The sequence below is a fragment of the Actinoplanes sp. NPDC000266 genome (genome assembly GCF_042899005.1).
Taxonomy (GTDB): Bacteria; Actinomycetota; Actinomycetes; order Mycobacteriales; family Micromonosporaceae; genus Actinoplanes.
This window is the reverse complement of the sequence record NZ_JBIAZI010000008.1, coordinates 163,779-187,324: the sequence shown is the minus strand read 5'-3', so window position 1 is coordinate 187,324 and position 23,546 is coordinate 163,779. Positions and strand designations below refer to the sequence as shown.

The following is a 23,546-nucleotide window of genomic DNA, read 5'->3' as shown; positions in this document are numbered from 1 at the left end:
GTTCTTCATGCGCATCCTGACCGTCGGTGCCGGGGGTGTCGGCTCCGCCGCCGCCGGCATCGCCGCCCGCCGCTCCTTCTACGACAAGTTCGTCATCGCCGACTACTCCCTGGACAGGGCGGCCTCTTGTTTATTCGATGATCGTTTCGTAGCGGCCCAGGTAGACGCGTCAGACGCGGCGGCGGTGGCGAATCTGTGCCGCGAGCACGGCATCACCCACGTCCTGAACGCCGTGGATCCACGCTTCGTCATGCCCGTGTTCCGGGGCGCCCTGGAGGCCGGCGCCGACTACCTCGACATGGCGATGTCGCTGAGCACGCGTGACGGCGTCAAGCTCGGCGACGAGCAGTTCGCCGAGGCCCCGCAGTGGGAGGAGGCGGGCCGGCTCGCCCTGGTCGGCATCGGCGTCGAGCCCGGCCTGTCCGACATCTTCGCCCGCTACGCCGCCGACCATCTGTTCGAAAGGATCGACGAGATCGGCATCCGCGACGGCTCCAACCTGGTCGTCGACGGCTACGACTTCGCCCCGTCGTTCTCCATCTGGACCACCATCGAGGAGTGCCTCAACCCGCCCGTCGTCTACGAGCGCGACCGCGGCTGGTACACCCTGGAGCCGTTCAGCGAGCCCGAGATCTTCGACTTCCCCGGCGGCATCGGCCCGGTCGAGTGCGTCCACGTCGAACACGAGGAGGTGCTGCTCATCCCGCGCTGGGTGGAGGCCGGCAAGGTCACCTTCAAGTACGGCCTGGGCCGCGAGTTCATCGACGTCCTCAAGACCCTCCACAAGCTGGGCCTCGACCGCACCACCCCGGTCCCGGCCGGCGGCGTGTCCGTCTCACCGCGCGACGTGGTGGCGGCCGTCCTCCCCGATCCGGCCACTCTCGGTGACCGGATGACCGGCGTCACCTGCGCCGGCACGTGGGTCAAGGGCTTGGACAAGAACGGCGAGCCGCACGAGGTCTACCTCTATCACCTCGTCGACAACGAGTGGTCGATGCGCGAATACGGCTCCCAGGCCGTCGTCTGGCAGACCGCCGTCAACCCGGTCATCGCCCTCGAACTCCTGGCCGCCGGCACATGGGCGGGCAAGGGCGTCCTCGGGCCCGAAGCCTTCGACCCGCTCCCGTTCCTCGCCAAACTCACCGAATACGGCAGCCCCTGGGCACTTCGAGAGCAATAACGCGGAGGTACGACCCCACGACAAGCCCCGGGAAGCTCGAAGCGACCTGGGCGCCGGGTCACGGCCGTTGCGCCACTTTCGCGTGGGGCGCGGGGTTGCGCAACGGCCGGACCTTCACTCGCGCTCAGCCGAGGCTGTGCATGACGTGCTTGAGGCGGGTGTAGTCCTCGAGGCCGTAGACCGACAGGTCCTTGCCGTGACCGCTGTGCTTGAAGCCGCCGTGGGGCATCTCGGCGACCAGCGGGATGTGGCAGTTGACCCAGACGCAGCCGAAGTCGAGGCGCTGCGTCATCCGCATGGCGCGGCCGTGGTCCTTCGTCCAGACGGAGGAGGCCAGGCCGTACTCGACGCCGTTGGCCCAGCGGACCGCCTCGTCCTCGTCGGTGAACTGCTGGACCGTGATGACCGGCCCGAACACCTCGTCCTGGACGATCTCGTCGGTCTGGCGCAGGCCGGAGACGACCGTGGGGGAATAGAAGTACCCCCGGTCGCCGACCCGCGCGCCGCCGGCGCTCAGAACCGCGTGGTCGGGCAGGCGGTCGACGAACCCGGAGACCCGGTCGAACTGGCGCGCGTTGTTCAGCGGCCCGTAGAGCACGTCCTCGTCGTCGGCGGCGCCGGTCTTGGTGCCCTTGGCCGCCTCGGCCAGCGCGGCCACGAAGTCGGCGTGGACGCGCGGGCCGGCCAGCACCCGGGTCGCGGCCGTGCAGTCCTGCCCGGCGTTGAAATATCCGGCCTCGGCGATCGCGGCCGCCGCCGCCTCGACGTCGGCGTCGTCGAAGACCACGACCGGGGCCTTGCCGCCCAGCTCGAGGTGGGTGCGCTTGAGGTCGGCCGACGCGGCGCTCGCCACCTCCATGCCGGCCCGGACCGAGCCGGTGATCGACACCATCTGCGGGGTCTTGTGGGTGACCAGCTCGCGGCCGGTGTCGCGGTCGCCGACGACCACGTTGAACGCGCCCGCGGGCAGGAACTCGGCGGCGATCTCGGCCAGCATCACGGTGGTCAGCGGGGTCGTGTCCGACGGCTTGAGCACGACCGTGTTGCCGGCCGCGAGCGCCGGGGCGATCTTCCAGACGGCCATCATGAGCGGGTAGTTCCACGGGGTCACCTGGGCGACCACGCCGATCGGCTCACGGCGCACGTAGCTCTCGTAGCCGTTCAGATATTGCCCGGCCGAGCGGCCCTCGAGCAGCCGGGCCGCCCCGGCGAAGAACCGCAGCTGGTCGACCGCCGGGGGCAGCTCCTCGCTGGCGGTCAGGCCGAGCGGCTTGCCGGTGTTCCGCGACTCGGCCTTGACCAGGTCGTCCGCGCGCTTCTCGACGGCGTCGGCGAACTTGAGCAGCGCCTGCTGGCGCTCGCTGGGCGTGGTGTCACGCCAGGTCTCGAAGGCCTTGGCGGCGGCTTCCATGGCCCGGTCGACGTCGGGCTTGCCGGAGACGGGAGCGGACGCGAACACCTCGCCGGTCGCGGGATCGATCAGGTCTTCGTATCGGCCCTCGGCCGGCGCGGCCGACTCGCCGCCGATGAAGTTGTGCAGCACGGTCTTGGCGGTCACACGGTCTCCAGACGCAGGATCTCCACTGTTTGGGAGCCATCTTCCCACTGATTCCGTAGCTGACAAGAGGTTCAAGCGACTCGTTCCGCGCTTCCAGCCCGCCGAGCCGAGCGGGAGCCGACGTCGGCGCGGTCGCCCTGATCCTGCTCTTTCTCGTTCCGGCCGGCCTGATGTTATTCGGGGCCGACACCACGGACGCGGTGTGGCAGCGCCGCGTCCTGTCTTCGGCGCCGTCGAGGCGATCATCCTCACGGCGGCCGGCCGAGGGCCACCGACTTGAAGGCCTTCTTCGACGACCTCTACCCGGACGGGTAGTTGGCGCGGGATGTGATCATGGGGGGTCATGGTCAGGTTCTACGATCGCCGCCTCGGGCTTGTGCTCGCGGCGGCGCTGGTGTTCGGCATGGTGGCGGCGCTCGTCAAAGGCGACGGCGGGGGCGTGCGGGACACGGTCGGGAACCTCAGTACGCCGTGGCTGCTGGTGGCGTTCGTGCCGGGGATGTTCGCGCGCTCGGTGGGGCGCGGGGCGGTTGCCGGGCTTCTGTCGACGCTGGTGGCGTTGCTCGGGTTCTACGTGGTGGTCACGCTGACGCTGGACGATCAGATGCCGGACATGCGGGAACACCTTCTGCACGTGCTGCGGCTCAACCGGCGGTGGATCTGGTCGGGGCTGCTCAGCGGGCCGGTGATGGGCGCGGCCGGCGCCTGGCTGGGGCGGCGGGCGCTGCTGCCGGTCACGGCGGTGCTGCTGATCCTGGAGCCGATCGTGATCGTGTCGGCCCGGGTCGTGCCCGGGTGGCGCTCGGTGATCCATTGGACGCTGGACCCCCGCCCGTACGTCGTCGAAGCCGTGGCCGGGGTGGCGCTGCTCGTTCTCAGCAGCACGCGCAGGCGTCGCCCCGCCACGCCTCGCGGCCTTCCCTGACCGCCACGGCCGCGATGACCAGGGCGGCCACCGGATCGGCCCAATGCCAGCCGAACAGCGAGTTCAGGGCGAGGCCGGCGAGCAGGACCGCTGAGAGGTACGTGCACAGCAGTGTCTGCTTCGAGTCGGCCACCGCGGTCCGCGAGCCGAGCTCCCGGCCCGCCCGGCGCTGCGCGTACGACAGACCGGGCATGACGGCGAGGGAGACCGCGGCCAGCACGATCCCGGCGGTCGAGTGACCGGCCTCGTGCCCGGTGATCAGCGCGCGGGCCGACTCGGCGGTCACGTAGAGGGCCAGCGCGAAGAACGAGACCGCGATGATCCGCAGCGCGGTCCTCTCCCGGGCCCCGGGGTCGCGGCCGCTGAACTGCCAGGCCACCGCGGCCGCCGAGGACACCTCGATGACCGAGTCGAGCCCGAAGCCGATCAGCGCCGTCGACCCCGCGGCGGCGCCGGCGCCGATGGCCACGACGGCCTCGACCACGTTGTACGTGATGGTGGCCGCGACCAGCAGCCGGACCCGCCGGGTCAGGACGGCCCGGCGCCCGGGGGCGCCGTGGGCCACCGTCTCCATGGAGCCGACAGTACAGCGTGCGCTGTACTGTCGGAAGCCCCGCGCCCCACGCGAAAGAGGCGCAACGGCCGTGACCCGGCCCCCAGGCCGCCTATTAGCCGGGTGCCCTTCGAGAAGGCGTACCTCTGAAGGTCTAAGAGAACTGCGGGACGACCTCCTCGGCCAGGCGCAGCAGGTGGCTGTGGTCGTAGGCGACGCGGGGGATGTAGAACAGGACGTAGTCGGCGCCCGCCTCGGCCAGGCGCTCGACGTGGGCGATCGTGTCCTTGCTGGACCGGTTCAGGTCGAGCTCGATCGTCGTCGACTTGCGGATCCGGTCGTAGTCGCGGCCGAGGCGGTCGCAGTGGGCGCGCAGTACGCCCAGCTTGTGCTCGACCAGGGCCGGATCGCCGGCGCCGACGTTGCAGCCGTCCGCGTACCGCGCCACCAGCTTCAAGGTGACCTTCTCGCCGCCACCGCCGAGCCAGAACGACGGCTTGCGCCGCGGCTGGTTGATCGGGCCGTCGATCGTGAAGTGCTTGCCCTGGTAGACCGGGCGGTCCTCGGTCCACATCTTGTGGATGACCTCGACCGCCTCGCGGAACTCGGCCATCCGGGTGGGCACGTCCTGCCACTGGTAGCCGTACGCCTTCCACTCGTCCTCGTACCAGCCGGCGCCGAGCCCGGCGTAGAGGCGGCCCTTGCTGGCCACGTCGACGGTCGAGGCGATCTTGGCGTAGAGCGAGGGCTGCCGGTAGCCGTTGCAGCCGACCATCTGCCCGATGTTGACCCGGCTGGTGTCGCGGGCCAGGGTCGAGGTCGCCGTCCAGCACTCGAAGGTGGTGTTCATGGACGGCTCGGGCCAGGTGTGGAAGTGATCATAGAGCCAGATCGAGTCCCACGGCCCGGCGTCGGCGACCCGGGCCACGGCGGTCATCGCCTCGTACTGCTCCTCGGGATCGGCGATCTCGACCAGGTCCATCTTCCAGCCCTGCGGGACGAAAACCCCAAAACTCACGCTCATGAGATCGACCCTAGCGGTAACGGGTTGGCATCGAGGGTTGGCTTCGCCCGACGGCCGGACGAGAGTGTCTGAGGATTTCGTTCGACGGGGGAGCGGATGTACTTCGTGAGCTTGGGTGCCGTGCGCCGGCGCTCCGGCCAGGCTCTGCTCGTGCTGCTGCTGGCCGCGCTGGCCGCCACGGCCGCGTCGGCTGCCGCCTGGTACGGGCTGACCGTGGCGTCGCGGGCCGCGAGCACCGACGTGCGCAACGCGCCCGCCATCCAGCATGTGATCCTCGCGCACGGGCGCGGCGACGCCGGCGGCCTGGATCCGTTCGCGGCCACCGTCGACGACCTGCTCGGGCTGCCCTCGGCGCGGCCCGTGCTCGGCCTGACCACCGACATGACCTACATCTATCCCGACCAGCCGGGCTCGGCCTCGGGCATGCCGGCCGCCTATCGGGACGGCTTCTGCGACCACGTGCGGCTCACCGGCGCCTGCCCGGCCGCCGCCGGTGATGTCGCGGTCAGCGCCGACGCCGCCCGCAAGCTCAAGCTGAAGCCGGGCTCCACCTTTCAGGCGCGGGCGGTCGACGACGCGACGCCGGTGCGGTTCCGGGTCACCGGCGTCTATCAGGCGGCCGATCCCAACGGCCCGTACTGGGCGGACGAGCTGTTCCGGTCGCGGGGCTCGCTCGACCCGTTCTTCACCACCCGCGACACCTTCCGGTCACCGCAGCTCGGCAACGCCACCCTGGCCTGGGCGGCCGAGGTGCCCGAGCCGCTGCTGCGCGGCGACGGCGGCTACGACCTCAACGGCCTGATCAACGCGGCCCGGCCCCGGTTCGCGGCGGCCCAGCTCGACCTGGACACGGTCGCCGGTGAGCTGGTCGACCAGGTGCGCGGCTCGCGGATCGCGGTGGCGCAGGGTGTGCTGATCGCGGCCGGGCAGGCGCTTTTGCTGGCCTGGTTCGCGATCGGGCTCGCGGGCCGCTTCACCGGGCGTGACCGGCGTTCCGACGCCGGGCTGCTCAAGCTGCGCGGCACCACCTACGGCGGCATCCTGCGCCTGTCCGCGGCCCAGCACGTGGTGCCGCTGGCCGGCGGGGCGCTGATCGGCTGGCTGGCCGGGCCGCTGGTCGCGTGGCCGTTCGCGGGCGGCTGGCCGGTGCCGGTCGAGCTGTGGATCGCGGCCGTGCTGTCGCTGGGCGCGGTGGTCGTGGTGACCCTGGCCGGTCTGGCCGTGCTGGTCGGCATGGACGCGATCGCGGCCCGCGCGCCGGTCGCGGAGCTGCTGCGCCGGGTGCCGGCCCACCGGCACGACTGGCGGTCCGGCGTGGTCGACGTCGCGCTGGTCGCGCTGGCGGCGGGCGCGGTCTTCCAGGCCCGCACCGGCGGGGCCGGCTTCGGGGTGGTGGCGCCGGCGATGGTGGCGCTCGCCGTCGGCCTGCTGCTGGCGCGGCTGCTGCGGTGGATCGCCGACCGGGTGGGCGCGGTGGCGCTGCGGGCCGGGCGGATCCGGCTCGGGCTGACCGCGGTGCAGGTGTCGCGCCAGCCGGGCGCCGACCGGGTGTTCGCGCTGGCCGTGGTGGCGATCGCGATGGTCGCGCTCACCGGTGGCGTCTTCTCGGCCGGGCGGGCGTCGCGGGCCGATCGGGCCGCGGCCGAGCTCGGGGCGGCCCGGGTTCTGACGGTCACGGCACAGACCAGGACCCAGCTTCTGTACGCCGTACGTCAGGCCGACCCCTCGGGGCGTTACGCGATGGCCGCCGTCCTCGACACGTCCAGCGCACCGCCTGTGCTGGCCGTCGATTCGCCGCGCCTGGCCGCCGTTACCAAAAAGTCGTATATCTCCGAAAAGTCGGCGGCGGCGGCGCTGGTGAAAGGCGATCGCCTGACCGTGCGGGTGGACAGTGAGCGGCGCACCACCACCCTGCTCGGGGCGGTTCTCCAGCAGGAGGCCACCGGCGAGGGCGTTCAAGTCGAGTTCCGCGGTATCCGCCAGGGCTCGCAGAGCGTGACCGCCTCCGTGCCGCGCTGCGCGGCCGCGCCCGGCTGCCGTCTGGTCAGCTTCCAGCTCTACACTCCGGCCGGCTCCGACAACGGCGCGCTCACGCTGCGCGGCCTGTCCACCCCGGCCGGCGAGGTGCTCAGCGGCGCCCAGCTGGCCGACGTCAGCCGCTGGCGGCCCGACTTCAGCGGCGCCGCGCTGCGGGTCGCGACCACCGGCGACGGCCTGCGGCTCTCGGTGGGCGCCGATGCCGGCGCCGGCACCTCGGTGTACGCCGTGGACACCCCGCTGCCGCTGCCGATCGTCCTGGCCGGGCCGCGCCCCGCCAACTGGCAGTTCGACGACTCCTCCCTCGACCGCTTCGGCGACCCGGCCACCCCGGTCCGGGTCGTCGCCACCACTGACGTGCTGCCCGTCCTGGGCCGGGCCGGAGTGCTCACCGACCTCGACGCCGCCCGCCGCCTGGCCGGGGCCGGCGACCAGGGCGGCACCTTCCAGGTGTGGCTGACCGCCGACGCGCCGGCGGCCGTGGTCGACGCGATCGGGCTGCCCGTGCTGTCCGACCGCACGGCCGCCGGCCGGGCCGAGCAGCTGGCCGGGCAGGGCCGGGTCGTCACCGCGCCGTTCGGCCTGGTCACCGTGGCCATCGCCCTGCTCGTGGCGGGCACGCTGGTCGCGATCGCCTCGTCCGTCGAGCGGGAGACCCAGCTCGGCCAGCTGCGGGCGCTGCGCGCGCAGGGCCTGTCGCGGGCCACCGCCCTGGCCACCGGATACGCGGGGCAGGCGGCGCTGGTCGTCGCCGCCCTGGCCGGCGGTCTCGTGGCGGCGCTGGTGGCCCGGCCGGTCGCGGACGTGACCGCGCCGCCGTTCGCCGACGGCTGGCGGGTGATCCCGCCGCCGGGTGCGCTCGGAGCCGTACCCCTGACCCTGGCCGGCCTGGCCGGTCTTGTCGTTCTCGGTGTGACCGCGGCGCTGTCCGCGCGCCGCCTGCGGGGAGGCCTCAAATGATCTCCCTGGTCCTGGCGATGGTCTGGAACCGGCGCGGTCAAGCCCTGGTCATCGCGCTGTTGTCGCTGTTCGGGGTGGCCGCCGCGGTCGCCGCCCCGGCCTATCTGCGGGCGGCCGACCGGGCGGTCGCGGCCGGCCAGGTCGAGACCTCGCTGCCGTCCGAGCGCGCGGTCGAGCTCACCACCCTGCGCCTCGACCACCGCCGGGACCCGCCCGGATCCGAGCCGACCGACATCGATCTGACCCGCACCGGTGACGCCCTGACCGGCCTGGCCGGTTTCACGTACGTCTACTCGGCCGAATACCCGACGCTCGGCATCGAGCCCGACGACCGCGACCGCACGCGGTTCGTCTACCGCCAGGACGCCTGCGCCCACCTGACGATGACGGCGGGCCGGTGCGCGATCTCCTCGGGCGACGTCGTCCTGGGCGCCGAGACCGGGCGCCGGCTGGGCCTCGAGCCGGGCGATTCGATCACCCTGACCTTCGCCGTACGCCCGTCCCCGCGCCTGCCCGAATACGTGCCGGCCGGGGTACCGAAGCAGTTCCTGGTCGCCGGCCTCTACCGGGCCACCGACCCGTCCGACGTCTTCTGGGGCGCGCACGGCTACTTCGGCCGCGACTCCGGCGAACGCCCCGGCGAGCCCGCCTTCGTCACCAGCGCCTCGCTGCGGACCATGGACCACGGCGCCATGCAGACCAGCCTCGACGCGTACGCCGGCCCGGGCGCCCTGAGCGTCGACCGCCTGCCCGCCCTGCAGACCCGCCTCGCCCAGCTCCAGACCTCGATCACCGACCTGGGCGCCGGTGTCGAGCTGCGCTCCGGCCTGCCCGGCCTGCTCACCCGCATCGACGAGGGCCGCCGGGCCGCCCACCGCATCGTGCCGGTGCTGGCCGTGGCCCTGGTGCTGCTGGCCTGCCTGACCATCTTCCTGGCCGTCGGCTACGGCACCGAGGGCCGCCGCCCCGAGCTGGCCGTGGTCGCCCTGCGCGGCGCTCGCTGGGGCCAGCGCTGGTGGCTGGCGACCGGCGAGAACATCGTCGCCATCGTGGCCGGCGCCCTGCTCGGCTGCCTGGCCGGCCAGCTGCTGGTCACCCTCTTCAGCGCGTGGCGCTTCCCCGGCGTCGGCGCCGATCCCGGCCTGGCCTCGCTGCGCTGGGCTCCGGTGGCGGCCGGGGCCGCCGTGCTCACCGCCCTGCTGGCCGAGCGCCGCCAGATCGCCACCCCCGTGGCCGAACTGCTGCGCCGCGCCCCCGCCGTGCGGGGCAGCGCCCGGGCCGTGGCCGCCGAGGCCGTGGTCGTCCTGCTGGCCGCGGTGGCCACCGTTCAGCTCTCGGCCGACCTGCTCGGCGTCGGCACCTTCGCCGCCGCGCTCATCGTCATCGCGGCCGCCCTGGTCGTCGCCCGCCTGCTCCTGCCCTGGGCCACGGTCCTGGGCCGCCGGGCCCTGCGCACCGGCCGTCTCGGCGCCGCCCTGGCCGGCTTCCAACTGTCCCGGCGCCCGGGCGCGGCCCGCCTGTTCGCGCTGCTGACGGCGGCGGTGGCCGTGGTCGGCTACGCCTCCGCCGCGGTCGACGTGGCGGCCCGCGGGCGCACCCTCGAGGCCGAGGTCGGCACCGGCGCCACCCGGGTGCTCAGCGTCGCCGCGACCGGCCGCCAGAACCTGCTGAACGCCGTCCGCGCGGTCGACCCGTCCGGCGCGTACGCGATGGCCGCCGTCCGCCTGTCCAACGACCCCGGCCGTCCCGCCCTGCTGGCCGTCGACACGACCCGGCTCGGCGCCGTCGCCCTGAGCCCGCTTCCGGATGCCGGTGCCCTGCGTCCCGGCGCCGCGCCCCCGGTCGAGGTGAAGGGCACGACGGCGACGTTCGACATCACCGCGTCCGGCTTCGCCCCCGGCAAGACCGTCGACCTGACCGTGGTGCTGTCGCCGTCGGGCGGCGGCGACGACCAGGTGGTCCCGTACGGCGTGGTCGCCAACGGCCGCCACGTCTACAGCCAGGCCGTGCCGGCCTGCGCTTCGGGGTGCACGCTGAACTCGCTGCGCCTGGCCGGCGGCCAGGGCACCCTCGACATCGCCGGCGAGCTGACGGTCCACTCCCTGAAGACCGCCGACTGGCGCGCCTCCGAGGGCGGCACCGCGGCCGCGTCCCCGGACGGCCTGAAGATCGACGTGGCGTCCCTGAACGGCCAGGCCAACGGCCTGTTCGTCCAGCCCGCGGACGCGCCGTGGCCGCTGCCGGTGGCCACGGCCGGGGTGACCGCCCTGAAGAGCATCAACGGCCTGGACGCGCGCGAGATCCCGGTGCGGGTGGCCGTCCGGGCCGACGCGATCCCCGGCGGCGGCGCCCCCGCCGTGCTGGTCGACCTCGACTACGCCGACCGCCTGGCCACCGACGGCGGGCAGACCGCCGGCGCTCAGGTGTGGCTCAACGCCCGTGCCCCGGCCGACGTGGCCGACCGCCTGGAGGCCCGTGGCCTGGTGGTGACCGGCGACGTGCGCACCGAGCAGGTCCGGGCCCGCCTGGACAACCAGGGCCCGGCCATCGCCCTGTGGTTCTACGTGATCGTCGCCGTGCTGGCCACGGCCCTGGCCGCCGGCGCCCTGATCCTGTCGGCGTCGGTCGACCGCGCCCGCCGGGTCGAGGACCTGTCGGCGCTGCGCACGCAGGGCCTGACCCGCCGGGCCCTGCGCCAGGCCACCCTGTGGACCTATCCGGTCCTGGTGGCGGTGGCGGTCGTGGCGGGCATGGCGATCGCCGCCCTGGGCTGGTGGTTGACGGGATGGGCCTTGCCGCTGGCCGGCCTGACCCGTCCCGAGGTCCCGCTGCCCTCATGGCCGAACCCGCTCGTCTTCACCGCGACCGGCCTCGCGGCGGCCGCCGTCCTGGCCGCGGTGGCTTTGGCCGCGGGCCGGAAGACCCTGCGCGAGATTTCCTGAACGACCAGAACAAACCGCTTCCGAGCAATTATGAAAATTGCTCGTCTCCGCTGACGGGTGTGTCGGGCAAGCGACAGTAGGCGATCGGGCCGGATCCACTAGCATTCGCTCCCCTGGGATTCGTTCAGGAGGGGATCTCCCATGCCGCGCCGCACCGTGATCAAGATTTTACGTCGGCTCCGGTCGGCGATTCCCGGCCCGCCCGGCGCGACCCGAGAAGACACCGGGCCGGTGCATGTCAATCACGGTTTCGGCGTTCAGGTCAATGCGGCCGGCGTGAATACGCAGACCAACTATCTGTCGTCGGTGAAGAAAGCCCCCGGTCCGGCTGCTCTGGCCGCGCCGATGATCGTGATCCTGGCCATTGTGGCCGTTCTCCTCTACGTCAGGCCGTGGGCGGCGACGCCCGAATTTCAACTGGTCTCCTACGGTGTGGGCACGCCCGGTGCGATCAGTGGGACGGAGACCGTCGAACCGGATATCGTGAGGCCGGCGAAGGTGCCGGTCACTCCGGTGGACATCACCGTCAAGAACTCCGGCGGTGCTCCAGCGGTCGTCATCGCCGCGGTTGTGGAGGTGCGGTTCGCGGAGACACTCTCCGCTTGCCTGGGCATCGGCGGCCCCGTCAAGGTCGCGGCCGACTACCAGATTCCGCTACCGGCCGACCGGCCTGCTCCTTTCGCGGTTCGGCAGGAGATCGAGCCGTTCGAGGTCGAACCACACGATGTCGAGCGTTTCACGCTCACCATCGGCCCGGACGTGGATCATCCCGCTTCCGGCGGTGCCGCCTTGTACGTCGCCGACATCTCCCTCGAGGTCGACTCTCTCGACGATCCGGTCGCTGTCGGTCCGGCGGCCTGGGTGACGCAATCGGGCGACGGCTACGCCAACGTCGACCGGATGCTGGGTGGCGGTCACGACGAAGAGTGCCTGCGTGAGAACAGTCGTACCGTCGCACGTTTCGGCGGCATCGAAGCGAAGCGGTCCGAGGAAGCTGCGGCGCTCATCCGCCGATGGGGAAACTTGACCGGTGCCGACGGGAAGGTGCTGACCCCAGCTTGCAGGCCCAGCGACGACGTGCCGGACATCATTTCCGAGAGCTCTCCGGTGCGAATTTCGGGGTATTGCGTCGTCTACACGCGGAAGATGCTTGCCGTGCACATGAATTTCACGGTCTTGGACAAGATCGGGGAGCACTTCGCTGTGATCCGGCTGCTTCCGCGATATGGCACCGGGTACACGACAATCGCGTGCCGGACGACCGATCGCGATGGGAGCTCTCGTGAGGTGGAATTCGCTGCGCCAACCGCGAGTGAGGCTGAAATTCAGCCGTGCAGCGATCAGCAGAGCGACTCGGTCACACTCTACGCATTTCCGGGGAAGCCTCTTGTGGACAGCCCCATGCTGATCGAGATCGAACTTCTGCCGGCGAAGGGGAAGTATCTCGACTTCCGCGCTCTACCGCCGATCACCGGCAGGAAGTCCATCGTTGTTCATCTCATGGCCTGAGGTGATGGCTCGGCGGATGGCGTCGGCGGTGACCTCGGTGACCGTGGCTCGCAGGAGGTCCAGGTCGGCCTCCTTCTCGCCGGTGGACAGGGCGACCACGGCGTCGCCGTCGTAGCGGGAATGGGCCGGGTGCAAGGCGCGGGCGTAGCCCGTGTGGCCGCTCTGAGCCAGCAGGAAGCAGTCGGTCTTGGTCAGGCGGGCGTCGGTCGCCACCACGGCCAGCGTCGTGTTCGTCATGCCGAAGCGGGGGACCGGGGCCAGCTCCGGGTCTCCGGCGGCGTTCAGGACGGCGCCGTCGGGGGCGATCACGTCGCCCCAGGCGTTGGCCACGGCGATCACCAGCACGGACGCCTCGCCGACGGTGCCGTGCGCTATGCCCAGGCCGCCGGGGGAGAAGCCGCCGCGCCATTTGCCGACCGTGGCGCCCGTGCCGGCGCCGACGCGGCCCTCCACCAGGTCGGGGGTCGCCGCCTCGAGCGCGGACCGGCCGTTGGCGGCCGTGGGCGGCGTGCCGGCCACCGACGCGTCGAACAGGGACATGCCCACCACGATGGGGACCGCTCCGGCCGGGGTGGGGAAACCCCGGCCCTGCTCCCACAGGGCGCGGGCCACGCCGTCGCCGGCGGCCAGGCCCAGGGCCGAGCCGCCCGACAGGACCACCGCGTCCACCCGGTCGACCAGGCGCGTCGGGTCGAGCAGGGCGAACTCGCGGGTGGCCGGCGCTCCGCCGCGCACCTCGCCCGAGGCGACAGTGCCCGGCGGCGGGACGATCACCGTGACCCCGGTGCCGTCGCCCGTCCAGTGGCCGATCCTCAGCTGCATCCGTCCTTAATACCTGAACGTCGACACCAGGCTCGTCAGCTCGGCCGACATGCGGGCCAGTTCGTTGGTGGCCTGCTGTGACTGCTGCACGCCCTCGGTGGTCAGCCGGGCCGCCTCGGCGACGCCGGTGATGTTCTGGGCGATCTCGTTGCTGCCGGTGGCGGCCTCGCCGACGCTACGGTTCATCTCGGCCGTGGTGGCCGTCTGCTCCTCCACCGCCGAGGCGATGGTGGTCTGGAAGTCGCTGATCCGGGCGATCACGCGGGTGATCTCCTCGATCGCCGTCACCGCCCCGTCGGCGTCGGTCTGGATGGCCTCGACGCGGCGGGAGATGTCATCGGTGGCGCGGGCGGTCTCCTGGGCCAGGTCCTTGACCTCGGAGGCGACCACGGCGAAGCCCTTGCCCATCTCGCCGGCGCGGGCGGCCTCGATCGTGGCGTTCAGGGCCAGCAGGTTGGTCTGCTCAGCGATCGAGGTGATCACCTTGATGACGTCGCCGATCTCCGAGGACGACTCACCGAGCTGGTTCATCCGGCCCGACGTCGTCGCGGCCAGGCCCACGGCCTCGTTCGCGACCTGCGCGGCCTCGGCCGCGTTCTGCGAGATCTCGCGGATGGCGGCGCCCATCTGTTCGCCTCCGGCCGAGACCGAGTCGACGCTGCGCGAGATCAGCTCGGCCGCCGTCGACACCGCTTGCGCCTGCACCGACGTCTCCTCGGCGGACGAGGCGATCTGCTGGGCGACGCCGTTCATCTCCTCGCTGGCGCCGGCCAGCTGGGTCGCCGAGCTGTCGATGGTGGAGACCGTGCCGCGCAGCTTCAGCAGCGCCTCGTCGAGGGCGCGGCCCATCCGGCCCGGCTCGTCGGCCGACAGCAGGCCGGTCGTGCGGGTCAGGTCGCCGGCGGCCAGGCCCTCGCAGACCGCGCGGACCCGGTTGAGCGAGCGCACGATGCCGCGCGCGATGACGATGCCCAGGCCCAGCGCGGCCGCGCCGCCGACGACGATGAGCAGAAGCGTCTCGACGCGGTTCTGGTCGTGGCTGTCGCGGGCGTGCGCCGCGGAGGCGGCCGCCTCCGCCTGCTCGGCGGCGCCCAGGTCGTCGATGCCCTGGGTGAGGTCGGCCAGCAGCGGGGTGATCTCAGTGTCCCGGACTGTCTGCCAGGACGTGTAGTCCTTCCGCGCGCCGGCGACGAGCTGCTTGGTGGTGGCGAGTTCGACGTAGGTGGCCCAGAACGCCTCCAGCGCCGCGATCTCGGCGGCGGTCGCGGCCGGGCTGCCCTCCTTGTAGTCGGCCAGCGCCGCCTCGAAGATCTCGACGTCTTCCTGGAACTTCGCCGTGTATTTCGAGGTCGTCGTGGTGTCGCGGGAGATCAGCTGATTGGCGAGATCGACCCGGGCCACGCCGAGGGCCGCTTCGAGGGCGCCCACCTCGGCGACGTTCTGGACGTTCACCTCGTGGATTTCCGCCGCCGAGTCGGCGGCGTCGCTGAGCGCCAGGAGCGCCAGGAAGCCGACCACGGCGGCCACCACGACCCCGACGGCCGACGCGATCACGATCTTGACCTGGACGCTGAGATTGACGAAAAACCCGCGATTCACCTCTTAAGCGTACTTTTCTCGGATCTTCGGCAGTCGGTCTTTTGCGTTATGGCAAGGGTTGACACGCCCGTTACATCCCAGCAATCTCGGTTTCATCGATTTAGCAGGGCGGTACGAGGGGCGGTTCAGGGTGCAGGATGTCGTCGCGCTCACCGAGGCCGGGGTGACTCTGATCGTCGATGCCTCCGGGCCGGGCCTTCCGGTGATCGCGTACTGGGGCCCCGAGCTGCCCGCGCTCGACGGCGCGCAGCTCGCCGCCCTCCTGCGCGCCCGGGAGCCGGTGGCCGGCACCAACAACATCGACCCGGTCCCGCGCGTCGCCGTCCTGCCCGAGCACCGCACCGGCTGGACCGGCCGCCCGGGCCTGAGCGGATCGGCGTCGGGCCGTGGCTGGTCGCCCTCCTTCCGGCCGGGCGGCGGCGCGTTCGTGTACGAGGCCGAGGGCCTCACGCTGCGCCTGGAGATCGAGTTGCTGCCGTCGGGGCTGGCCCGGCAGCGCGCCACCGTGCGCAACGACGGCGACGAGACGTACACCCTCAATGACCTGGTCCTCTCCTATCCGCTGCCGGCCGAGGCGACCGAGCTGCTCGACTTCGCGGGCCGGCACAACCTGGAGCGGGTCCCGCAGCGGTCGCCGCTGCGGACCGGCATCCACCTGCGCGAGAACCGCAAGGGCCGCACCGGCGCCGACAGCGCCTATCTGCTGCACGCCGGCACACCCGGCTTCGGCTTCGGGACGGGCCGGATCTGGGCGGTGCACACCGCCTGGAGCGGCAACCACACCCACTACGCGGAGCGGGTCTTCACCGGCGAGCAGCGGATCGGTGGCGGCGAGCTCCTGTTGCCGGGCGAGGTCCGGCTGGCGCGCGGCGAGGCGTACACCAGCCCCTGGGTCTACGGCAGTTTCGGCGTGGGCCTGGATGAAGTGGCGCGACGGTTCCACCGGCACCTGCGGGCCCGCGGCCGGCCGGTCGGCCCGCGGCGGCCGGTGACGATGAACGTGTGGGAGGCGGTCTACTTCGACCACGACCTCGGCCGGCTCACCGAACTGGCGTCGCTGGCCGCGTCCGCCGGGGTGGAACGCTACGTGCTCGACGACGGCTGGTTCGGCTCGCGCCGGGACGACACCTCGGGACTGGGCGACTGGGTGGTCTCGCTCGACGTGTGGCCCGACGGGCTGCACCCGCTGATCGGCCGGGTCCGGGAGCTCGGCATGCAGTTCGGCCTCTGGTTCGAACCCGAGATGATCAACCCGGACTCGGATCTGGCCCGCGCCCACCCCGAATGGATCATGGCGGCGCGCGCGGACCGGCCGGTCGAGTCGCGCACTCAGCAGGTGCTCAACCTCGGCATCCCGGCGGCCTACGAGCACATCCGGGACCGGATTCTGGCGATCCTCGCCGAATATCCGATCGACTACATCAAGTGGGACCACAACCGCGACCTGATCGACGCCGGCACCCAGCCCGGCGGCGAGCCCGGCGTCCACGCGCAGACCGCGGCCTTCTACCGGCTGCTCGACGAGATCCGTGCGGCCCACCCCACGCTCGAGATCGAGTCGTGCTCGTCCGGGGGCGGCCGGGTCGATCTGGAGGTCCTCGAGCGTACGGACCGGGTCTGGGTCTCCGACAACATCGACCCCCACGACCGCCAGCGGATGCTCCGCTGGACCACCCAGCTCGTGCCGCCCGAGTTCCTCGGGTCGCACATCGCCTCGGGCCGGTCGCACACCACCGGGCGGCGGCATTCCCTGTCCTTCCGGGCCGCGACCGCCGTCTTCGGCCACCTCGGCATCGAATGGGACATCACGACAGCGTCGCCGGCCGATCTGTCCGAGCTGGCGGAGTGGATCTCGCGCTACAAAGACTGGCGCGACCTGCTGCTCGGCGGCGACCTCGTCCGCATGGACGGCTACGGCGACGACGTCCTCGTGCACGGCGTCGTCGCGCCCGACCGGTCCCGGGCGATCATCGCCATGGTGACGATGGACAGCCCGTACCCCGATCCGCCGGCGGCCCTGCGGTTCCGCGGCCTCGACCCGCACCGGCTCTACCGGCTCCAGCCCCTTCAGACGGTCGGCCACCCGCCTCTCTGGTGGGACGGCGGCCTCACCCTCAGCGGGGCGGTGCTCGAGCACGCGGGCGTGGCGAGCCCGCGCGTGCACCCCGACACCGTCGTGCTCTACCGAGCGGATGCCCTATGACCTAGGAGTCGACCCCCATGGCTACCGTCACCCCCGTACGAAAGAGACGTGCCGACGACACCGGACTCGCCATCGCGTTCATCGCCCCCGCGCTCATCGGATTCGTGGTCTTCATGCTGTGGCCCACGCTGCGCGGCATCTACCTGAGCTTCACCAAGTTCAACCTGCTGACCCCGCCGGAATGGACAGGGCTCGACAACTACGTACGCATGGTCCAGGACCCGGTCTTCTGGAACTCGCTCAAGGTGACCGTCTACTACGTGGTGATCAACATCGCGCTGCAGACCGCGCTGGCGCTGGGGATCGCCGTGATGATGCAGCGGCTCACCAAGCGCACGTGGCTGCGGGGGATCGTGCTCACCCCGTACCTGGTCTCCAATGTGGTCGCCGCCCTGATCTTCCTGTGGATCCTCGACTACCAGCTGGGCATCGGCAACCAGGTGCTCGAGCTGATCGGCATGGACCGGATCGCGTTCCTGGCCGACAGCGCCTGGGTCATCCCGACCATCGCGGCCATCAACGTGTGGCGCCACGTCGGCTACACCGCCCTGCTGATCTTCGCGGGACTTCAGACCATTCCCGAGACCATGTACGAGGCGGGGCGCGTGGACGGCGCGTCCGAGCTCACCATGTTCCGGCGGATCACGCTGCCCCTGCTGCGGCCGATCCTGGCCCTGGTCCTGATCATCACGGTCGTCGGATCGTTCCAGGTCTTCGACACCGTCGCGATCACCACCCGCGGCGGGCCGGTCGACTCCTCACGGGTCCTGCAGTACTACATCTACGACATGGCGTTCGGCCGCTTCCAGTTCGGCTACGCCTCGGCCATGTCGGTCGGCCTGCTGGTCGTCCTCGTCGTCATCACCTTCCTGCAGTACCGGCTCACGCGGGCGTCGTCGTCCGATCTGGCCTGAGGAGGCTCTGTCATGGCCACCACCGTCACCGCTGACGCGGTTCGCTCCGTTCCGGACATTTCGCCCAGCCCTCGACGTCCCTTCAACGTCGGCCGTGTTCTCGCCTGGATCTTCATGATCCTCGTGATCCTGGCGTCGCTGTTCCCCTTCTACTGGATGCTGCGCACCGCCCTGAGCAGCAACAACGCCCTCTACGCGGGATCGGGCAGCCTGCTGCCGGTCGACCCGTCCCTCGGCGGCTTCCAGCGGGTCTTCGGGCTGCAGACCGGGCAGGAGGCGCTCGACGCGGGCGGCGCCGGCCAGCCCATCGACTTCTGGCACTACCTGGCCAACTCGGTGATCGTCTCCACGCTCATCACGGCCGGGCAGGTCTTCTTCAGCGCCATGGCCGCGTACGCCTTCGCCCGCCTGCAATGGCGGCACCGCGAGAAGGTGTTCGGCTTCTTCCTGGCCGGCCTGATGATCCCGGCCATCTTCACGCTGCTGCCCAACTTCGTCCTGATCAAGGAGCTGGGCCTGGTCGACACCCTGCTCGGCATCTCGCTGCCGACCATGCTGATGACCCCGTTCGCGGTCTTCTTCCTGCGCCAGTTCTTCCTCGGCATCTCCCGCGAGGTGGAGGAGGCGGCCCTGGTCGAGGGCGCGTCGAAGGTGCGCGTCTTCTTCCGCCTGATCCTGCCGATGTCGTCGGCGCCGCTCGCCACGCTGGCGATCCTGACCTACATCACCTCGTGGAACGAGTACTTCTGGCCGCTGATGGTCAGCTACACCGACCGTTCGCGGGTGCTGACCGTGGCGCTCGGCGTCTTCAAGTCGCAGACCCCGCAGACCGGCCCGGACTGGTCCGGCCTGATGGCGGCCACCCTGGTCGCGGCCCTGCCGATGCTGGTGCTCTTCTTCGTCTTCGCCAAGCGGATCGTCAACTCGATCGGATTCAGTGGTATCAAATGAGACGCCTACTGGCTTTTGCCACCTCAGTGGCCCTGCTGGCCGGCTGCGGCTGGAGCGGCGAGGACACCATCGACACCGGCAGCGGCGGAACCATCGAGTACTGGCTCTGGGATTCGGGGCAGCAGCCGGGCTATCAGAAATGCGCCGACGCGTTCGCCGCGCGGAATCCCGGGCTGAGGGTCAGGATCTCCCAGTACGGATGGGACGTCTACTGGTCCAAACTGACCGCCGGCTTCATCGCCGACACCGCGCCCGACGTCTTCACCGACCACCTGGCCAAGTTCGCGCAGTTCGTCGACCTGGGCGTGCTGCGGCCGCTCGACGACCTGGGCCCGACCAGCGACATCGACGACGGCGACTATCAGGAGGGCCTGGCCGAGCTCTGGAAGGGCCAGGACGGCAAGAGGTACGGCTCGCCGAAGGACTGGGACACCATCGCGATGTTCTACGACCCGTCCGCCATCGCGGAGGCGGGGATCGACCCGGCGTCGCTGTCCTCACTGACCTGGAACCCGCGGGACGGCGGCACGTTCGAGAAGACCATCGCGCGCCTGAGCATCGACAAGAACGGCGTCCGCGGCGACGAGCCCGGATTCGACAAGGACAACGTCCGCCAGTACGGCTTCGGCTCGGACGGGGCCGGGGGCGGCGGCTGGGGCCAGACCCAATGGTCCGCGTTCACCGGCAGCACCGGCTGGCAGGTGACCGACAAGAATCCGTGGGGCACCCGCTTCAACCTCGACCAGCCGGCGTTCCAGGAGACCCTGGAGTGGTACTTCGGGCTGGCCGGCAAGGGATACATGCCGTCGTTCGCCGAGATCGGCGGCAACAACCCGGTCGGGCCCGACAAGGAGATCCAGTCCGGGCTGGCGGCCATGGCCCTGGACGGCTCGTGGAAGATCTCCACGTACACGAACCTGACCGACGCCTCGGGCACGAAGCTGAAGGTCGGGATCGCGCCGACCCCGATCGGCCCGTCCGGCCGGCGCGCCTCGATGTTCAACGGCCTGGCCGACTCGGTGACCACCCTGTCGAAGCAGCCTTCCAATGCCGCCAAGTGGGTGAAGTTCATGTCGGGGGAGGAGTGCCAGAACATCATCGGCGAGTCGGGTGTGGTCTTCCCGGCCCGTCCGTCGGGCACGGCGCGCGCCGTGGCGTACAACAAAGACAAGCGCGGCTTGGACGTCACGCCCTTCACCGACCAGGTCCAGCAGAAGACGACCTTCCTGTTCCCGGTGACCACCAACGCGGCCGACATCACCGCGCTGATGATTCCCCGGATGGACGCCGTCTACATCGGCGACGCCCCCGTATCGTCCCTGACCTCACTGAACGACCAGCTGAACAAGCTGTTCGAGGTCGCCCAGTAGAGGCTGTTACTTGCGCAGCGGCTTGAGCGCCGCCGCGACCCGGCCCAGCTCGTCGAGCACGGTCGTGGCGGCGTTGCGCATGGTCTCGTTCGGCTGGATCTGCCCGTCGACGAGGAAGTTGCTCACGAACGGGATGTTCACCGACTCGGGAACGACGAAGAGCTTGAGGGGGTACGCCGGCACCTGGAGCCCGAGCGCGGACCGCGTGCCGGCCGAGACGCCGCCGTAGCTGACCACGCTGGCCGCCTTGTAGGCCCACTCCTGGTGCAGGTAGTCGATGGCGTTCTTGAGCGGCGCCGAGATGCCGTAGTTGTACTCGGGCATGACGAAGACGAACGCGTCGGCGGCGTCGACCTTCTCGCTCCACCGCTTGGTGTGATCGTGCTGGTAGTTGCGCATCCGCGGGTGGTGCGGCTCGTCCAGCAGGGGCAGGCTCTCCTCGGCCAGGTCGGCCACGTTCACCTGGAACCCGCCGTGCGCCTTGGCCTCGTCGACGAACCAGTCGGCCACCTTGGGCCCGATGCGACCCGGCCGTGTGCTGGCCACGATCACCAACAGATTCAGATCACTCACAGCGGTTCCATTTCCCTCAGACACAGACTATTTGCGTAAGCAAACATAACCCCCTCACGTCGTCGCCACACCGGCAAGTAGCGCTCTTCACACCCCTCGGAGCTTTCCGAAGAACGCGAGGATGTCCTCGGCCAGGAGCTCGGGCACCTCCATGGCCAGGAAGTGACCGCCTTTGCCCAGTTCGGTCCAGTGCACGATGTGGTGGTCGCGCTCGGCCCAGGGCCGGATCGTCGTGTCATGACCGGAGACGAGGACGCCGGTGGGCACGGTGCCACGCCCGCTGCCGCGGGGTGGGTTCGCGGAGAACTCCTCGTAGTAGATCTGGGCGGCGGAGGCGGCGGTGCCGGTCAGCCAGTAGATCGACACCTCGGTGAGGACGCGGTCGAGATCGATGCCGTCCGCCGGGTCGGTGTGCTCCCGGAAGACCTCCACCATCCAGGCGAGCTGGCCGGCCGGGGAGTCGGTGAGGGCGTACCCGACGGTCTGCGGTCGCTTGCTGTTGCACTTCAGGTAGGCGTCGTTGTAGTTGAGCACGCGCTGCCAGCGTCGCTGGTCGGCCTCGCTGAGAGCGTCCAGCTCCCCGTCGGCCCCGGCCGGGACGGTGACCAGCGCGGTGAGGTGGACGCCGGAGACCCGTTCCGGGTCGTGCCGGCCCACCTTGGCGCCGGTCCAGGCGCCCCAGTCGTAGCCGTGCACGCCGTACCGGTCATATCCGAGCTCGGCCATCAGCGCCGCGAGGATCCGGGCGATCCGGTCCGCGTTCATCCCGGGCCCGGCCAGCGGGGTGGAGAACCCGAATCCGGGCAGGGAAGGGATCACGAGGTGGAAGGCGCCGGACAGGGGCTCGATGAGATCGAGGTAGTCGGCCACCCCACCGGGCCAGCCGTGCAACAGCAGCAGCGGCGTGGCGTCCGGTGAGGGCGAGGGCACATGCAGGAAGTGCAGGTTCTGCCCGTCGATGGTGGTGAGGTGCTGCGGGTAGCGGTTGAGCGCCGCCTCGTGGACCCGCCAGTCGTAGCCGGTGCGCCAGTATTCGGCGACCTTCCGCAGATGGCCGACGGGAACGCCGCGGCTCCAGCCGACTCCGGGCAGCTCGTCCGGCCACCGGGTGTTGGACAGGCGCGCCTTGAGGTCGTCGAGCTGAGCCTGAGAGATGTCGATGCGGAAAGGGCTGGTCGTCATGCGCGCCACGCTAGAAAGCGATCCGGTCACTTCCCGTCCTAAACGCCAGCGGAAGATCCGCCGCGACGTTTCTCCGGTATAGCGTTGGTGGGTGACGGAGCATGCCTACAGCGCGGTGGACATCACGGTCCTGACGATGGCTGACTCTGTCCACACACGGCCTGGCATGTATTTCGGCGCCGGCCGCGACGACCCGCGCCTGGCAACGGAAGTGCTCTGCGTGGTCGTCGGCCACGCATTCCATCCGGCGGCCAGGGTGGCCGCCAGCCACACTCCGCACGTCGTCGCGGACATCACCGCGGACCTCGCATTTGCGGTGACCGACGACCAGGCGGACACCCTCACCGGGCCCGGCGTGCCCCGGCTGGGTTACGAGGGGTCGCTGCTGACCGCTGAACGCTGGTCGAGCGCTGCCGCGGCAGCGGTGAGTACGCAGACTGTTGTCGAGATCTGGCGAGATGGCCGGGGCTTCCGCCAGACACTCGTCGGTTTGCGCCCGGCCGAGCCACCCACAGAGTTCGGCCCTCCCGCAGGCGCCGGCACACGGGTGATCTTCAACCTCGATGCCGCCTTCTTCGACTCGTCCGTCATCACGACTGACATCGCGGCTCTCGACGTACACGGTCCCTACTGCGCGGACGTCGCCGGGCCCGGTGAGGTCATAGTCCGAGATCATCGAGGCGCGAACGGCCCAACGGAACGCCGAATCGCTTGAACTGACGTCCCGCAGTGTTGAAGATCAGCACGGATGCGCGGTGGTCTTGTGACCGCATGGCCGGAAGCGGCGTGCGGCCTTTCGTTGCAGGCGAGTAGGCCCCTCGGCGGTGGCCGTGGCTTGCGGTTGGCCGGTTGAGAATTCCGTACCTCTAAAAAGCGCTCCGGACATCCGGCCAATGCATGCGGTATTTGCCGGGGGTGCCGATGAGGTTGGCGGGGTTGCCGGCCGGTGGGGAGGCGAAGGCGGACTCGGCACGGCGGGCGCTCGGCGTCGGTGGTAGTGGCTCGGCGCAGGTGCATTGCGACGCAGACTACCGGGCGCGGTAGGCTTTTGCGCGCAAGGCGTTGATGGGGACGAGTACGGCCGTACGCAGCCAGGAGCGACCCGGGGATGGTGTGAGCCCGGGGGTGAGCGCGGCCCGAAGATCACCCCGGAGCCGCCGGAGGAAAGGCCTGTTCCAGGCCGAGTAGAGCCGGTTGCAAGCACCTCGAGTGGGCCGGGATCTCCCGGTCAAGGAGGGTGGTAC

The 23,546-nt window shown here is 70.9% G+C and carries 17 protein-coding genes; 10 read left to right on the top strand and 7 right to left on the bottom strand.

Annotated elements, in window-relative coordinates:
* Nucleotides 1–7: 7 nt before the first annotated feature.
* Nucleotides 8–1,180: a saccharopine dehydrogenase family protein gene (locus tag ACFY36_RS31195; protein ID WP_499749487.1), complete on the top strand. Its 1,173-nt coding sequence runs from the start codon at nucleotides 8–10 to the stop codon at nucleotides 1,178–1,180.
* 124 nt (nucleotides 1,181–1,304) lie between these two features.
* Here ACFY36_RS31195 and ACFY36_RS31190 read toward each other — a convergent pair whose 3' ends face one another.
* Nucleotides 1,305–2,738 (bottom strand): gamma-aminobutyraldehyde dehydrogenase, encoded by a 1,434-nt coding sequence (locus tag ACFY36_RS31190; RefSeq protein WP_499749486.1) that lies wholly within the window; start codon nucleotides 2,736–2,738, stop codon nucleotides 1,305–1,307.
* A gap of 343 nt (nucleotides 2,739–3,081) precedes the next feature.
* On the opposite strand from ACFY36_RS31190, the gene ACFY36_RS31185 reads away from it, so the two are divergent.
* Complete coding sequence (locus tag ACFY36_RS31185) at nucleotides 3,082–3,663, top strand: DUF6518 family protein (protein WP_499749485.1); 582 nt, start codon at nucleotides 3,082–3,084, stop codon at nucleotides 3,661–3,663.
* On the opposite strand, the gene ACFY36_RS31180 is transcribed toward ACFY36_RS31185, so the two are convergent.
* Both ACFY36_RS31180 and ACFY36_RS31175 read right to left on the bottom strand, forming a co-directional pair.
* The gene (locus ACFY36_RS31180; RefSeq protein ID WP_499749484.1) at nucleotides 3,614–4,237 is read right to left on the bottom strand and encodes a cation efflux transmembrane domain-containing protein; all 624 of its coding nucleotides are present in this window, start codon (nucleotides 4,235–4,237) and stop codon (nucleotides 3,614–3,616) included. The two genes, ACFY36_RS31185 and ACFY36_RS31180, sit on opposite strands and share 50 nt — an antisense overlap.
* A 133-nt stretch (nucleotides 4,238–4,370) precedes the next feature.
* Complete coding sequence (locus ACFY36_RS31175; RefSeq protein ID WP_499749483.1) at nucleotides 4,371–5,240, bottom strand: LLM class F420-dependent oxidoreductase; 870 nt, start codon at nucleotides 5,238–5,240, stop codon at nucleotides 4,371–4,373.
* A 105-nt stretch (nucleotides 5,241–5,345) separates the two neighbouring features.
* On the opposite strand from ACFY36_RS31175, the gene ACFY36_RS31170 reads away from it, so the two are divergent.
* The 3 genes from ACFY36_RS31170 to ACFY36_RS31160 all read left to right on the top strand — a co-directional run bounded on the left by ACFY36_RS31170 (nucleotide 5,346) and on the right by ACFY36_RS31160 (nucleotide 12,688).
* The gene (locus ACFY36_RS31170; protein WP_499749482.1) at nucleotides 5,346–8,237 is read left to right on the top strand and encodes an ABC transporter permease family protein; all 2,892 of its coding nucleotides are present in this window, start codon (nucleotides 5,346–5,348) and stop codon (nucleotides 8,235–8,237) included.
* Nucleotides 8,234–11,179: an ABC transporter permease gene (locus tag ACFY36_RS31165; RefSeq protein ID WP_499749481.1), complete on the top strand. Its 2,946-nt coding sequence runs from the start codon at nucleotides 8,234–8,236 to the stop codon at nucleotides 11,177–11,179. Before ACFY36_RS31170 ends, ACFY36_RS31165 begins: the two co-directional genes overlap by 4 nt.
* A 141-nt stretch (nucleotides 11,180–11,320) precedes the next feature.
* Nucleotides 11,321–12,688 carry a hypothetical protein gene (locus ACFY36_RS31160; RefSeq protein ID WP_499749480.1) on the top strand — a complete coding sequence of 456 codons (1,368 nt, stop codon included), beginning with the start codon at nucleotides 11,321–11,323 and terminating at the stop codon, nucleotides 12,686–12,688.
* Here the strand turns inward: ACFY36_RS31160 and ACFY36_RS31155 are convergent.
* Together ACFY36_RS31155 and ACFY36_RS31150 are read right to left on the bottom strand one after the other, a co-directional pair.
* Nucleotides 12,638–13,510, bottom strand: coding sequence for a P1 family peptidase (locus tag ACFY36_RS31155; RefSeq protein ID WP_499749479.1), 873 nt, complete (start codon nucleotides 13,508–13,510; stop codon nucleotides 12,638–12,640). The two genes, ACFY36_RS31160 and ACFY36_RS31155, sit on opposite strands and share 51 nt — an antisense overlap.
* Nucleotides 13,511–13,516: 6 nt before the next feature.
* The gene (locus ACFY36_RS31150) at nucleotides 13,517–15,109 is read right to left on the bottom strand and encodes a methyl-accepting chemotaxis protein (protein ID WP_499749478.1); all 1,593 of its coding nucleotides are present in this window, start codon (nucleotides 15,107–15,109) and stop codon (nucleotides 13,517–13,519) included.
* A gap of 130 nt (nucleotides 15,110–15,239) precedes the next feature.
* Between ACFY36_RS31150 and ACFY36_RS31145 the strand changes: the two genes are divergently transcribed.
* Genes ACFY36_RS31145 through ACFY36_RS31130 form a run of 4 tightly spaced genes read left to right on the top strand, consistent with a single transcriptional unit; the run spans nucleotide 15,240 to nucleotide 20,547 of the window.
* Complete coding sequence (locus ACFY36_RS31145; protein WP_499749477.1) at nucleotides 15,240–17,312, top strand: alpha-galactosidase; 2,073 nt, start codon at nucleotides 15,240–15,242, stop codon at nucleotides 17,310–17,312.
* Between the two features lie 17 nt (nucleotides 17,313–17,329).
* Nucleotides 17,330–18,226 carry a carbohydrate ABC transporter permease gene (locus ACFY36_RS31140; protein ID WP_499749476.1) on the top strand — a complete coding sequence of 299 codons (897 nt, stop codon included), beginning with the start codon at nucleotides 17,330–17,332 and terminating at the stop codon, nucleotides 18,224–18,226.
* 12 nt (nucleotides 18,227–18,238) lie between these two features.
* Nucleotides 18,239–19,177 carry a carbohydrate ABC transporter permease gene (locus tag ACFY36_RS31135; protein WP_499749475.1) on the top strand — a complete coding sequence of 313 codons (939 nt, stop codon included), beginning with the start codon at nucleotides 18,239–18,241 and terminating at the stop codon, nucleotides 19,175–19,177.
* Nucleotides 19,174–20,547: an ABC transporter substrate-binding protein gene (locus ACFY36_RS31130; protein ID WP_499749474.1), complete on the top strand. Its 1,374-nt coding sequence runs from the start codon at nucleotides 19,174–19,176 to the stop codon at nucleotides 20,545–20,547. Before ACFY36_RS31135 ends, ACFY36_RS31130 begins: the two co-directional genes overlap by 4 nt.
* 6 nt (nucleotides 20,548–20,553) lie before the next feature.
* On the opposite strand, the gene ACFY36_RS31125 is transcribed toward ACFY36_RS31130, so the two are convergent.
* Nucleotides 20,554–21,120: an NADPH-dependent FMN reductase gene (locus ACFY36_RS31125; RefSeq protein ID WP_499749473.1), complete on the bottom strand. Its 567-nt coding sequence runs from the start codon at nucleotides 21,118–21,120 to the stop codon at nucleotides 20,554–20,556.
* Nucleotides 21,121–21,207: 87 nt separating this feature from the next.
* Complete coding sequence (locus tag ACFY36_RS31120; protein ID WP_499749472.1) at nucleotides 21,208–22,302, bottom strand: epoxide hydrolase family protein; 1,095 nt, start codon at nucleotides 22,300–22,302, stop codon at nucleotides 21,208–21,210.
* Between the two features lie 91 nt (nucleotides 22,303–22,393).
* Here ACFY36_RS31120 and ACFY36_RS31115 point away from each other — a divergent pair, with 91 nt between their 5' ends.
* On the top strand, nucleotides 22,394–23,017 hold the full coding sequence (locus ACFY36_RS31115) for a hypothetical protein (RefSeq protein ID WP_499749471.1): 624 nt from the start codon (nucleotides 22,394–22,396) through the stop codon (nucleotides 23,015–23,017).
* Nucleotides 23,018–23,546 lie beyond the last annotated feature (529 nt).

Coding starts and splice junctions, on each gene's coding strand:
- ACFY36_RS31195 (WP_499749487.1), top strand. CDS start 8: ATGCGCATCCTGACCGTCGGTGCCGGGGGTGTCGGCTCCGCCGCCGCC.
- ACFY36_RS31185 (WP_499749485.1), top strand. CDS start 3,082: ATGGTCAGGTTCTACGATCGCCGCCTCGGGCTTGTGCTCGCGGCGGCG.
- ACFY36_RS31180 (WP_499749484.1), bottom strand. CDS start 4,237: ATGGAGACGGTGGCCCACGGCGCCCCCGGGCGCCGGGCCGTCCTGACC.
- ACFY36_RS31175 (WP_499749483.1), bottom strand. CDS start 5,240: ATGAGCGTGAGTTTTGGGGTTTTCGTCCCGCAGGGCTGGAAGATGGAC.
- ACFY36_RS31165 (WP_499749481.1), top strand. CDS start 8,234: ATGATCTCCCTGGTCCTGGCGATGGTCTGGAACCGGCGCGGTCAAGCC.
- ACFY36_RS31160 (WP_499749480.1), top strand. CDS start 11,321: ATGCCGCGCCGCACCGTGATCAAGATTTTACGTCGGCTCCGGTCGGCG.
- ACFY36_RS31155 (WP_499749479.1), bottom strand. CDS start 13,510: ATGCAGCTGAGGATCGGCCACTGGACGGGCGACGGCACCGGGGTCACG.
- ACFY36_RS31140 (WP_499749476.1), top strand. CDS start 17,330: ATGGCTACCGTCACCCCCGTACGAAAGAGACGTGCCGACGACACCGGA.
- ACFY36_RS31135 (WP_499749475.1), top strand. CDS start 18,239: ATGGCCACCACCGTCACCGCTGACGCGGTTCGCTCCGTTCCGGACATT.
- ACFY36_RS31130 (WP_499749474.1), top strand. CDS start 19,174: ATGAGACGCCTACTGGCTTTTGCCACCTCAGTGGCCCTGCTGGCCGGC.
- ACFY36_RS31120 (WP_499749472.1), bottom strand. CDS start 22,302: ATGACGACCAGCCCTTTCCGCATCGACATCTCTCAGGCTCAGCTCGAC.